This window comes from Erythrobacter sp. AP23 (assembly GCF_001542855.1).
In the GTDB taxonomy this organism is placed as follows: Bacteria; Pseudomonadota; Alphaproteobacteria; order Sphingomonadales; family Sphingomonadaceae; genus Qipengyuania.
Window position 1 is genome coordinate 353368 of sequence record NZ_LNBY01000001.1, and the last position, 12579, is coordinate 365946.

Here is a 12579-nt window from a genome sequence, read left to right on the forward strand (position 1 = left end):
ATATCAACCTAGGAACGAAACGCGGGTACCTTCCCATGCGAGCCCATGTCGGGAATGATCCGATAGCGCGCCAGCACGAGGCTGAAGAGGCCGAAGGCGAGCAGGCCGATCGCCACGAGAGTGAAGATCACACCCTCACCCGCAAGGCTCGCGACCGCATCGCCGAGCGTCTTCACCTGTTCGGATCCGCCGGCCATGAATCCGGTCTGGAAGAGCGACCAACCGATGACCAGGAAAACCACCGCGCGGGCGACATAGCCGATGCCCCCGATCAGGCGGGTCTGCGAGGGAGCCTGCGCGCTGATCCGGTTCATGAAACTGCCGCTCAATCCCTTTTTGGCCTGGAAGAAAGCGGTGATGAAGAAGGCAACACCGAGCAATCCGAGGATCGCGCCGCCGAACTCCATCGAAAGGACACCCGAAGCGGCCTCCTGCGCGCCGCCCCCGCTATCGCTTCCGGACGTGGCGAAGTTGAATGCCGAATAGGCAAGGGCAAGGTGACCGATCGCGCTGCCGGCGTGGCCGATGCGCTTGGCCCAGCCGGTTTTGTCGCTGCCATGATTCTCGATATCGAAGAAGGTCGAAGCAAACCGGAACAGCGCATAGGCGAACAGCCCGACGACCATGAGCCAGAGGATCCCAGTGCCGAGCGGGAAATCCTGGATGGCCTGGAAGATGCCATTCGTTCCTTCGCTGATCCGGCCGGCGCTGGTGAGCGCGATGAGGCCGAGTACCGAATAGAGAATGGCGCGGCTGAAATAGCCGACGCGCACCAGGGCGCTGAATTTTTCCGATTTATCGACCACGTATCTCTCCCCGTTGAGCTTTCCAAGGCAACGGGATGCGCGCGCGCTCGTTCCGGCAAGCACTTAATTTTGCTGGGCGAGCGCTCCTGCGACATCGGCCAACTCGCCGTCTGCTCGGGTTGCCTGCGGCAATCCCAGGAGATGGCGCAGCAACGGCGCGACCGCGGTGTTCTGGAAACCGTCGAGGATCACGCCGCTCTGAAAGGCCGGGCCTTGGGCGATGAACAATGCGGCCATCTCGGGCGCGAAGTGGTCATAACCGTGATTCCCGCCACTCCATGTCGCATCCGAAGCGCTGGACGTAATCGTCCAGCCCGTGTCCGGGAGACAGAAATAGGGAGGTATCCGCTCATGCGTGCCATATTGGAAGCGCGCGGGCATTTCGCCCTTGCGCCAGCATTCCATGTTGGGATGGTCGCGCAGCAGCGCCGCTTCGAGCGCGGCGGTATTGCCTTCGGTCGCTTCGAAGGTCGCGTAAGCCCCGCGTTCGACAAGGCGATAGAGCGAGGGGTCCACGACATCGGCGAGTACGATCATCCTCTCGGAGCTGGTCGCTGCCATCCCGTGGTCCGAGACGATCACCAGATTGGCCGGTTGGTCCAATGTGCCGAGACCGGAGACGAGATGGGCGATGTGGCCGTCGATATCGTGCAAGGCGGCGTCGATCTCTTCACCGACCGGGCCGTCATCGTGTCCGGCGGTGTCGATTGTGTCGAAGTAGAGTGTCACGAATTCCGGGCGGATTTCCGCGGGGCGGCGTAACCAGTCTAGCACCGAATTGACGCGCTGCGTGTTCGAGACCTGCATGCTGAAGGCCTGCCAGTCGCTTGGCATGATGCCGTCGGTGACGGGCCCGAAGCGAACCGCCGTCCCGCCCCACGGAACCGCCGAGCCGGGCCAGAACATCGCCGCGCTGCGGATGCCCGCTTCCTCCGCCTCGACCCAGACCGGCTTGGCTTCGCTCCACCAATAGGGATCGACCGTCGCCATGGTGAAAGTCTCTTCGGGCCGGTCCTCGTCCTCCATCCGGTTGGCGATGATACCGTGATGGTCGGGCACCAGGCCCGTGACCAGCGTCCAGTGGTTGGGAAAGGTCTTGGTCGGGAAGGAAGGGCGCATCGACGCGATCGCCCCCTCCGCCGCGAGCCGCGACAGGGTCGGGGTCAGCCCGCGGTCGAGATAATCGGGGTGAAACCCGTCGATCGAGACGAGGATGGTGACCGGTTCCCGCTGCTCGACCGGTGCGCTGGCCACCGGCGCATCGGGATAGGTTGCGCAGCCTCCGACGATGCTCGCAAAGCCAAGGGCCAGCGCTGCCGCGATCCGCTTCATTTGCGTGTCCTCAGACGTTGAACTTGAACAGCATCACGTCGCCGTCCTGCACGAGATATTCCTTGCCCTCCTGCCGCAGCTTGCCCGCTTCGCGCGCGCCGCTTTCGCCGCCGAGAGCGACGTAGTCATCGAAGGCAATTGTTTCAGCACGAATAAACCCGCGCTCGAAATCGGTATGAATCTCGCCCGCCGCCTGCGGAGCCTTGGCCCCGGCGGGGAAGGTCCAGGCGCGCGATTCCTTGGGGCCCGCGGTGAAGAAGGTCTGCAGGCCGAGCAGCTTGTAGCCGGCCTTGATCACGCGGCTGAGGCCGCTTTCCTCGAGGCCCAGTTCGGCGAGGAATTCGCCGCGATCTTCCGGTGGCATGGCGACCAGTTCGGCCTCGATCGCCGCCGAAACGACGACGGCTTCGGCGCCTTCGGCGGCGGCCTTGGCGAAGACCTGTTCGGACAGCGCATTGCCGCTTGCCGCGTCTTCTTCGGCGACGTTGCAGACATAGAGCACGGGTTTCGCGGTGAGCAGCTGCGCCTGGCGGAAGATACGCGCTTCTTCCTCGTCCTTGGGTTCGGTCAGGCGGGCGGGCTTGCCGTCCTTGAGCAAGTCGAGCGCCTGGCCGAGCACCGAGGCCATAAGCTTGGCTTCCTTGTCGCCCCCGGTGGCGCGTTTGGCTGCTGCGGGTACGCGCTTTTCGAGGCTTTCGAGATCGGCGAGCAGCAGTTCGGTCTCGACCACCTCGGCATCGGCCAGCGGGTCGACCTTGTTCGAGACATGCTGGATGTCGTCGTCCTCGAAGCAGCGCAACACGTGGACGATCGCATCGACTTCGCGGATATTGCCGAGGAACTGGTTGCCCAGGCCTTCGCCCTGGCTCGCGCCCTTCACCAGTCCCGCGATATCCACGAAGGCGAGCTGCGTCGGGATCACCTTGGCCGACTTGGCGATCGCCGCGATCCGGTCGAGACGGTCGTCCGGCACGGCGACCTGGCCGACATTGGGCTCGATCGTGCAGAACGGATAGTTGGCGGCCTGTGCGGCCTGCGTCTCGGTCAATGCATTGAAAAGGGTGGACTTGCCGACATTCGGCAGGCCGACGATCCCGCAGCGGAAACCCATCAGAAACTCCGGAAAATGTGTATGGCGCGCGCCTTAGCCGCGCCTCACACGAATTGCCAGTGGGTCAGACGTTGTGCACCGCCTTGATCATCGGGCCGAAAGGCGATTCGCCGAGCCAGCCGACCTGGACCTTGGCGCTGACCTCGTTGATCGGGATTTGCGGCTTGGGTCCCGGATGGACGGGCTTGCGCAACGGCCTGGTACCGGGCGGCATGCCGATGATCGCGGCGATCGCGTTGGGCACGTCCATTGGATCGGTCGATCCGCCGCCGCCGCCGCGTTGCCGGAGCTGCTCGATCATCGCGGGATATCCCGCCAGGTGCCTCTCGTCCGCGCGATCCAGCAATGCCATCGTCAGGCGGTTGGCGTTTTCCCAGATCTTCGTGGGATAACCGCCCGGCTCGATGATCGTGACGTCGATACCATGCGGGACGAGTTCATAGGCCATCTGCTCGCTCATCGCTTCGAGCGCGAATTTGGTGGGCGAATACTGGCCGTATCCGGGCACCATCACTCGCCCGAGTTGCGAGCTGACGTTGAATATCTGGCCGGACCGGCGCCGACGCATGGCCGGAAGCGCTGCGCGGGCAAGGCGGTGCGGGCCATAGACATTGGTATCAAACAGCAAGTGCGTTGCCGCCATGTCCTGGATCTCGATCGGCCCGGCGGTCGATATGCCCGCATTGTTGACCAGCACGTCGAGCGCGCCGCCGGCGATCCGCTCCGCCTCGGCAACACCCGCCGCGACCTGGGCATCGTCGGTGACATCGATTTCTATGACGTGCAGATCGAGGCTCTCGGCCTCGGCCAGCGAGCGCAATTCATCGGCCTCGGGGCGGGGCAGGTTGCGCATCGTGGCGAAGACCTTGGCCCCCTTGCGCGCGAAGTCTTCCGCCATCAGCCGTCCGAAACCGGACGAGCATCCGGTAATCAGTATCGCCTTGCCACGCAGGTCGGGCGCGCCCCCGACCAAATCGTCCTGCGCCAGCGAAGCGGTCGAGGCTAGAACACCGGTGGCGGCGGCACCGGCGAGCAGTGTGCGACGTGTCAATTCGGGCATGTCTGGTCTCCTGTCGAGCGCATCATGCCTTCCGGTCGCGAAATTTGCCAGCGAATGAAGTCTGTTGCTCCTGCAGCACTTTACTCTAGGTTCGCGCACACAACACAAGGGGCCGGGTCGCGCACGAATCGCCAACGGGGGTCCTTAGATATGTCGACCATTGTCCTGAGCGAGCCGGAGGGCTTTGCGGACGAACCGGATGCCAAGGGTGGCAAGGCCGATACGGTCGCCAGCCTGATGCAGCCGGCCGTGGGCATATTCGCCCCGACGGCGACCGTAGCCGAGGCGACCGAGATGCTGCGTCAGCAGGTTCGCAGCGCTTTCATTACCTATCTCTATATCGTCGATTCCGAAAATCACCTGCTTGGCCTGGTGGTCATGCGCGAAATGCTGCTCGCAACACCCGAGACTAGGCTCGAGGACATCATGATTGCCGAACCTTTCGCCCTGCGGCGCGACATGTCACTGGGCGATGCGCTTAAGGCGGCACTGCACAAGCATTTTCCGGTCTATCCGATCGTCGACGACGATTATCGACTGGTTGGCCTGGTCCGGGGCCCCGAGCTTTTCGCCAATCGCGCGATCGAGCTGTCGGCGCAGGCCGGCGAGATGGTCGGTGTCGAGAAGGAAGAGCGGTTGTTCACGCCCCTGTCGACAAGCCTCAAGCTGCGCCACCCGTGGCTGCAGGTAAACTTGCTCACCGCCTTCGTGGCCGCGGCGGTGGTGGGCATGTTCGAAGACACGCTCAGCCGCCTCGTCATTCTCGCCGTGTTTCTTCCCGTAATGGCGGGGCAGACGGGCAATACGGGATGTCAGGCGCTGGCGGTTGCGCTTCGCGGGATGACGCTGGGGGAGGTCAAGGCCGACAGCGCAGGGCATTTGATCCGCAAGGAAGGCATGCTCGGGTTCGCCAATGGCTTGCTCGTGGGCTTTACTGCCGGGGCGGGCATGTATGCCTATGCGTTGATCCAGGGAGAGGCTGACCCGATCTGGTTCGGCATCGTGGTGCTGATTGCGATGGTCTTGGCATGCACCATCAGCGGGATTGCAGGGGCGCTCATTCCGTTGACGCTCAAGAAGGTCGGTGCCGATCCCGCGACGGCATCGAGCATCTTCCTCACGACTATGAGCGATGTCGCCAGCATGGGTGTCTTCCTGGGGCTGGCGACGCTTCTGCTTTAGTTCTGCAATCTCAGAGCCAGTTCGCTCATGAAGCGGGCATCGTCACCCTTCGCCAACCACTCCGCCTCGGCGGAGATACCTGCGAGCATGTGCGCGAGGTCGTCCATCTCTGCCTTGGCGTAATTGCCAAGCACGTGGCCATGCACCCGTTCCTTCGATCCGGGATGGCCGATGCCGATACGAACGCGGCGGAAATCGGGGCCGAGATGCTGGTTGATCGAGCGCAGTCCGTTGTGGCCCGCAAGGCCGCCGCCCCTGCGCACCTTGACCTTGAAGGGCGCGAGGTCGAGTTCGTCGTGGAAGACGGTGAGCGCATCGGTTTCGAGTTTGTAGAACCGCAATGCCTCGCCCACAGCGCGGCCGCTTTCGTTCATGAAAGTTGCGGGCTTGAGCAGGAGAATCCTCTGCGGGCCGATCCGTCCCTCCTGCACCCAGCCGGAGAACTTCTTCTGAACCGGGCCGAAGCCGAAGACCTCGGCGATGACATCGACCGCCATGAAGCCGACATTGTGCCGGTGGAGCGCGTATTTCGGTCCGGGGTTTCCGAGGCCTGTCCAAATCTGCATGCGCGCCCCTTAGCTTTGCCGCCCGCAAAAGCAAAACGCCGGCCCCGCGGGGGACCGGCGCTTGCGTTGCAACAGGCAAAAGCGATTATTCGCTCTTGTCTTCCTGTTCCTGTTCGGCGTCCTCGTCGGCACCCTGTTCGGTGGCCGGGACGTCGTCGGCATCGACTTCTTCCTCGCCTTCCTGCGTGGTGTCGCCTTCGGCCTTCTTGAGCGCGGAAGGAGCGACCAGCGTGGCGATGGTGAAGTCGCGATCGGTGATCGCGCTCTCGCTGCCCGCGGGCAGGGTCACTTCGCTGATGTGGATCGAATCGCCGACTTCCTTGCCGGTGACGTCGATTTCGATTTCGCCGGGAATCTTGTCGTTGTCGCAGACCAACTCGAGCTCGTGGCGAACCACGTTGAGAACGCCGCCCTTCTTGAGGCCCGGGCTGTCTTCTTCATTGAGGAAGACGACAGGGACCGAGACTTCGATCTTGCCGCCCTTGGCGAGGCGGAAGAAGTCGGCATGCTCGGGGCGGTCGGTGACCGGGTGAAGCGACACGTCCTTGGGAAGCGTCTTGACCTTCTTGCCACCCAGCTCGATCTCGACGATCGAGTTCATGAAGTGACCGGTCATGAGCTGCTTGACCAGCTCCTTTTCTTCCACGTGGATCATCGTGGGTTCTTCCTTGCCGCCATAGATCACGGCGGGGATGCGGCCTTCGCGACGCAGTGCACGGGAGGCTCCCTTGCCAGCCCGTTCGCGCGTCTCGGCCGGCAGGGTCAGAGCATCGCTCATGTCGCTTACCTTTCGAAATGCATTTGGTTACGGTTCCGGTCCACCACGCCTCCAGGGATGACCATGGTGCCGAAGGCCGCGCGCTTAGCAGGCCGCGCGGGAAAAGCAAGCATGAAGGCTTGCCGGAACCGGCCTATTCGATCCTGCGCACGGTGAACCCGCGCGCTTCGAGAAGCGTGGGCAGGCCCGAATCGCCGAGCAGATGACCTGCCCCCACGGCAATCAGGGGCTTGTCGCTCGCCGACAGCAGGTTTTCGATCTGTGCGGCCCAATCGGCGTTGCGATCGCGCAGCAGCACCTGCGCGAGTTCGGGATCGGCCAGGATGCCGCGCCGGGTGAGCCGTGTGAGGCGCTCCGTATCGCCTTCCAGCCAGGCCTTCGCCAGCCTTCCGATTTCGCCCTGGTACTCCCGCGATTCACCGAGCACGGCGTTGAGCAGGTCTCGCTGCTCGGTTTCGGGCAGGCTGTCGAAGATGGCGAGCTGGCCGCGCGCGCCTTCCAGCTCGACCACTTCACGCTCGTCGAAAGCCGCGAGCAACGCGCGGTCGGCGCCATTTTCCGCCTTACCCGATTGCGCGACCTGCGCCAGTGCCAGGGCGGCGGCCCAGCTTTCCATCGGATCGAAATAGGTACGCCGGACATTCGCCCTGACCAGCAGTTCCTCGAATTCGCCCTGCAGGTCGGGATCGATCCGGTCGACGATCGGGCCCGCGGGCCGATCGAAGGCCATTTCCTCGAACATTGCCGACAATGCCGCGCCGTCTTCGAGATCGGCGACCTCGACGACCAGCATGTCGGCCTGGCCCAGAACGGTGTCGAGCTGGGGAGAGCGCCACCGCGTGTCGTCGGGCAGCGCGTGAATCGTTCCGAACATCCAGCCCTCGACCGAGCCCGTGCTGTTGGCGATTTCCCACAGCGCGGGATAGGGACCTTCGGCTTTGGCGGTGTCGGGCTCCTGCGAGCAGGCGGCCAGCAGCAGAAGGAGCGCTGCGCAGAGCGAGGGAATGAAGCGCAAGGACATGCCGCCTACCTGCATGGTTCGGCGGGTTGCGCAAGTCTGCAATCGCTCTTGCCCGATGATGGGACGATTACTGAACGCGCGACACGGTCAAGCCGCGTCCGGCGAGATAATCCTGCACGCTGTCCCGGCCCGCGAGATGACCGGCACCGACGGCGATGAATACGGTGCCCGGGGTGTCGAGCCGAGTGTCGATCCATTCGGCCCAGCTGGCATTGCGCCTGTAGAGCAGGGCATCGGCGAGAACGGGATCGGTCAGCCCTTCGTTCATCAGTGCCGCGAGGCCATCGGCATCGCCTTCCAGCCATTCGGCGACCATACGGTCCATCATCGGCACCACCCGATCGATATTGTCCGCCGAAACCATGAGGAAGGCGATCTGCGATTCCACGGGCAGCGTGTCGAACAGCTCGATCTGTTGCTCGAGCGTTTCGAGCGCCGCGCGCTTCGCATCGGGCGGGGCCAGCTGTTCGAGCTTCACTTCGACTCCGCTTTCCGCGGCATATCCTGCCTGCAAGAGCGGGACCACGGCGAGAGTCATGCCCGCGAACCACGGTTCGAAGCGGTCGAAGGAGGCGGGCGGCATGCCGAGCCTGGTCAACGCCATTTCGTAGCTGGTCTGGTCGGGTTCGGTCAGCATCTCGCGCAAAGACCCGTCTGCCGGAAGCAATGCCTTCGCCATGACCATTTGCTGCGAGGCCGGATCCTTGGCCGCATTGCCGGGAATTTCCGTAACCAATTCCTGCGAGGCGGCGAGCGCTGTCTCGATCGGGCCCTCGTACCATTCGACGTTTTCCGGCAGCGCGTGGACCGTGCCGAAGAGGTAGATCGTGGTATCCTCGTCCGCGACCTTCCACAGGCCCGGACCGACAGGCGCCTGGGCCTCGGCGGTAGCGGGCGCGGTCGCGACTTCGGCATCGGGATAGGTCGCACAGCCCTGCAGCGACAGTGCCAGCGTGGCAAGGCAGGCGAGGGCCGGGCGGTTGGAGAAACGGATCATGCGCTGCGATTCCTTGTAGATTTGTCCTGCGATAGCGAGCGGGCACCCCGCTGGCAAAGGAGTTGCACAAACGCGCGCCGCGCCCGTTGCTGCGCTGCGGCATTGACCCTGTTTCGCGCTTGCGCCATTGCCGCGCGCCATGGACCGCAATCCCCAAAGAGACCCCGCGCACTCCTTCCAGGACATGATCCTCGCGCTGCACGATTTCTGGAGCGCGAACGGCTGCCTCATCCTCCAGCCCTACGACATGCGCATGGGCGCGGGGACCTTCCATACCGCGACCACGCTGCGCGCGCTGGGGCCGGAGCCGTGGAACGCGGCCTTCGTCCAGCCCTGCCGCCGACCGACAGACGGCCGCTATGGCGAGAACCCCAACCGGCTGCAGCACTATTACCAGTACCAGGTGATCCTCAAGCCGAGCCCGCCGGACATCCAGGAGCTCTACCTCAAGAGCCTCGAGGTGATCGGCATCGATCCGCTGAAGCACGATATCCGCTTCGTGGAGGACGACTGGGAAAGCCCGACTTTGGGCGCATGGGGGCTTGGCTGGGAAGTCTGGTGCGACGGGATGGAAGTCACCCAGTTCACCTATTTCCAGCAGATGGGCGGCTTCGACTGCAAGCCCGTCGCGGGCGAGCTGACATACGGCCTCGAACGGCTCGCCATGTACATCCAGGGCGTCGACAACGTCTACGATCTCGATTTCAACGGGAAGGGTGTGTCGTATGGCGACGTCTTCCTCGAGAACGAAAAGCAGATGTCGAAGTGGAACTTCGAAGTCGCCGAGACCGATGCGCTGTTCGACCTGTTCAACAAGGCCGAGGCCGAGTGCAAGAACGCGCTCGCCAACGACGTGCCCATCGCGGCCTATGAGCAGGCGGTCGAGGCGAGCCACATCTTCAACCTGCTGCAGGCGCGCGGCGTGATCAGCGTGCAGGAACGCGCCAGCTATATGGGCCGCGTCCGCGACCTCGCTCGCGGATCGTGCGAAGCGCATATGGAAAAGGAAGCGCCCGCGTGGGCCGAGAGATATCCGGAGTGGTCGAAATGAGCCCGACGACCACACATCCGTTCGTGTCGAGCGCAGTCGAGACACGTTGGCCTGGCGCACAGATGCGGTCTCTCGACTTCGCTCGAGACGAACGGAGCATGGGGGGCACAGATGTCTGATTTCCTCCTTGAACTGCGCAGCGAAGAAATCCCCGCCCGCATGCAGGCCGGCGCGCGCAAGGAACTAGAGAAACTGTTCCGTCGCGAAATGGACGCCGCCGGTGTCGAAACCGGTGCAATCACCGTCTGGTCGACCCCGCGCCGCCTTGCGTTGATCGCCCGCGGGCTTCCCGAAGCCACCGAGGCTGTGAGTGAGGAATTGAAGGGGCCGCCGGTCGGTGCGCCGGATCAGGCGATCGACGGGTTCTGCCGCAAGGCCGGTGTCGAACGCGGCGATCTGGAAACCCGCGACGTCAAGGGCAGGGCGACTTATTTCGTCGTCAAGAACATCCCTGGCCGTGCAACGAGAGACCTGCTCGCCCAAGCGATCCCCGCGATCGTTCGCGATTTCAGCTGGCCCAAGTCGATGCGTTGGGGTGCCGCCTCGGTCAGCACCGAATCCTTGCGCTGGGTGCGCCCGCTCTCGGGCATCGTCGCGCTGCTGGGCGACGACGTCATCGAATGCGAAGTGCATGGTGTCACCTCGGGCGCGGTCACGCTGGGCCACCGCTTCCACCACTCGGGCGACATCACCATCGGCAATGCCGACGACTACGCGATCAAGCTGCGCGCAGGCCACGTCATCGTCGACCACGAGGAACGGCAGGACCTGATCCGCTCCGGCGCCGCAAAGGTCGCTTCCGAAGCCGGCCTCACGCTGGTCGAGGATGAGGGGCTGGTTGTCGAGAACGCCGGCCTCACCGAATGGCCGGTCCCGCTGCTCGGCCGGTTCGAGGAGGACTTCCTCGAAGTCCCGCCCGAAACGATCCAGCTCACCGCGCGCGTGAACCAGAAGTATTTCGTGTGCACATCCTCCCCCGACGGGGGAGGGGGACCACGAAGTGGTGGAGGGGCACCTTCCGCCGATCGCGACGGGTCCGAGCAGCCGAACCTGCCCCACCACCATCCTGCGGATGGTCCCCCTCCCCGTGCCGGGGAGACCAGACTCGCCAACGCCTTCATCTGCACCGCCAATATCGAAGCGGAAGACGGCGGTGCGCGCGTGGTCGACGGCAATCGCAAGGTCCTCGCCGCGCGCCTCGCCGATGCGCGCTTCTTCTGGGACGTCGACCGCAAGAAAACCCTCGCCGAGCACGCCAAGGGGCTGGAGCGGATCACCTTCCACGAGAAGCTGGGCACCGTCGCCGACAAGGTCGAGCGCGTGGCGAAATTGGCTCGCTGGCTGGTGGAATCCGATATCGTCACCCCGGACTTGATCCGGGGTGGTGCTTCTTCCGGCGCTGCAGAAGAAAAGCACGACCCCGGCTCAGGGGCCGGGGTGACGAAGGAGCAGTTGGCGGACTGGGCGCAACAGGCCGCCGAATTGTGCAAGGCCGACCTCGTCACCGAGATGGTCGGCGAGTTTCCCGAACTGCAGGGCCTGATGGGCGGCTATTACGCCCGCGCCGAGGGACTGCCCGACGAAGTCGCCGACGCGATCCGCGATCACTACAAGCCGGTCGGGCAGGGCGACGATGTGCCGACCGCGCCGGTGACGGTGGCGGTGAGTTTGGCAGACAAGCTGGATACCTTGGTTGGGTTCTTCCTCATTGATGAAAAGCCGACCGGCTCGAAAGATCCCTTCGCACTTCGCAGAGCCGCTCTGGGAATTTTGAGGTTACTCCAAACAAACAGTCTGCGAATGGCGCTCGGAAAGGCAACAACCGTCGCGATTAGCGAACACATGCTCTCAGCCCTGATTGCTGACTTCGAGTGGCATGAGCACTTTGGATTGCAGGATACCGAAGACCGTAACTTCTGGGTCGATCACACTGCTGAACAGCCGAAGCTATATTATGGTGACACACTTGTCCTTGTATCGCCAACAATCCTGAAGGCATATCAATATCCTAGTGTAGATTGGGAAGATGACAGCGATCGGGGGGTACTCGACTTCTTCGCCGATCGCCTTAAGGTCCAACAACGAGAGGCCGGAGTTCGCCATGATCTCATCGACGCGGTCTTCGCGCTCGGCGGCGAGGACGATCTTGTCCGCCTGCTCGCTCGCGTAAAGGCGCTCCAGTCCTTCATGGACACCGAAGACGGCGCCAACCTGCTCGCCGGCTACAAGCGCGCGGCCAACATCCTCAAGAAGGAAGACTGGCACGGCGTCGAGGGCGAGATCGCGCGCACGGGCGAGGAAGATCCGCTGGCGCTGGTCGACGATCCCGACATGAAGGCGGTGATCGACGCCAAGATGGCCGAGCGCCATGCCAAAGCGCTTTCCTACACGCCCGAACCGGCCGAAAAGGCGCTGATGGATGCTCTGGCAACTTCGGAACCGGCGGCCGCGCGAGCCATTGAGGCGGAAGACTTCTCGGGCGCAATGGCGGCGCTCGCCGCGCTGCGCGCACCGATCGACCGCTTCTTCGACGAAGTGACGGTAAATGCGGAAGAAGAAAACAAGCGGGCACATCGCCTCGACCTGCTTGCAGCCTTTCGTGCTGCAGTGCACAAAGTCGCCGATTTCTCTCGGATCGAGGGATAGGTTTTTCTCTATTGGACCGTGTAACACGC

At 63.6% G+C, this 12579-nt stretch carries 11 protein-coding genes; 3 read left to right on the plus strand and 8 right to left on the minus strand.

The window, feature by feature from the left end; genetic code table 11:
• Positions 1–8: 8 nt before the first annotated feature.
• The 4 genes from ASS64_RS01695 to ASS64_RS01710 form a co-directional block, all read right to left on the minus strand.
• Positions 9–806, minus strand: a complete 798-nt coding sequence (locus tag ASS64_RS01695) for a DUF1206 domain-containing protein (protein WP_067688825.1) — start codon at positions 804–806, stop codon at positions 9–11.
• A 63-nt stretch (positions 807–869) separates the two neighbouring features.
• The gene (locus ASS64_RS01700; RefSeq protein ID WP_067688828.1) at positions 870–2138 is read right to left on the minus strand and encodes an ectonucleotide pyrophosphatase/phosphodiesterase; all 1269 of its coding nucleotides are present in this window, start codon (positions 2136–2138) and stop codon (positions 870–872) included.
• A gap of 10 nt (positions 2139–2148) precedes the next feature.
• Entirely contained in the window at positions 2149–3249 is a 1101-nt protein-coding gene (gene ychF, locus ASS64_RS01705) for a redox-regulated ATPase YchF (protein ID WP_067688831.1), read from the minus strand.
• 64 nt (positions 3250–3313) lie between these two features.
• On the minus strand, positions 3314–4309 hold the full coding sequence (locus ASS64_RS01710; protein ID WP_067688834.1) for an SDR family oxidoreductase: 996 nt from the start codon (positions 4307–4309) through the stop codon (positions 3314–3316).
• A gap of 150 nt (positions 4310–4459) precedes the next feature.
• Between ASS64_RS01710 and ASS64_RS01715 the strand changes: the two genes are divergently transcribed.
• Entirely contained in the window at positions 4460–5491 is a 1032-nt protein-coding gene (locus ASS64_RS01715; RefSeq protein WP_067688837.1) for a magnesium transporter, read from the plus strand.
• Here ASS64_RS01715 and pth read toward each other — a convergent pair.
• The 4 genes from pth to ASS64_RS01735 all read right to left on the minus strand — a co-directional run bounded on the left by pth (position 5488) and on the right by ASS64_RS01735 (position 8853).
• The gene (gene pth / locus ASS64_RS01720; protein WP_067688840.1) at positions 5488–6057 is read right to left on the minus strand and encodes an aminoacyl-tRNA hydrolase; all 570 of its coding nucleotides are present in this window, start codon (positions 6055–6057) and stop codon (positions 5488–5490) included. The genes ASS64_RS01715 and pth overlap by 4 nt on opposite strands.
• A gap of 85 nt (positions 6058–6142) precedes the next feature.
• Entirely contained in the window at positions 6143–6835 is a 693-nt protein-coding gene (locus ASS64_RS01725) for a 50S ribosomal protein L25/general stress protein Ctc (RefSeq protein ID WP_067688843.1), read from the minus strand.
• 133 nt (positions 6836–6968) lie between these two features.
• On the minus strand, positions 6969–7856 hold the full coding sequence (locus tag ASS64_RS01730; protein ID WP_198147614.1) for a TraB/GumN family protein: 888 nt from the start codon (positions 7854–7856) through the stop codon (positions 6969–6971).
• 67 nt (positions 7857–7923) lie between these two features.
• Entirely contained in the window at positions 7924–8853 is a 930-nt protein-coding gene (locus ASS64_RS01735; protein ID WP_067690296.1) for a TraB/GumN family protein, read from the minus strand.
• A 139-nt stretch (positions 8854–8992) separates the two neighbouring features.
• On the opposite strand from ASS64_RS01735, the gene ASS64_RS01740 reads away from it, so the two are divergent.
• Together ASS64_RS01740 and ASS64_RS01745 are read left to right on the plus strand one after the other, a co-directional pair.
• On the plus strand, positions 8993–9904 hold the full coding sequence (locus tag ASS64_RS01740) for a glycine--tRNA ligase subunit alpha (RefSeq protein WP_067688849.1): 912 nt from the start codon (positions 8993–8995) through the stop codon (positions 9902–9904).
• A gap of 111 nt (positions 9905–10015) precedes the next feature.
• Positions 10016–12550, plus strand: coding sequence for a glycine--tRNA ligase subunit beta (locus ASS64_RS01745; protein WP_067688852.1), 2535 nt, complete (start codon positions 10016–10018; stop codon positions 12548–12550).
• Positions 12551–12579: the final 29 nt, after the last annotated feature.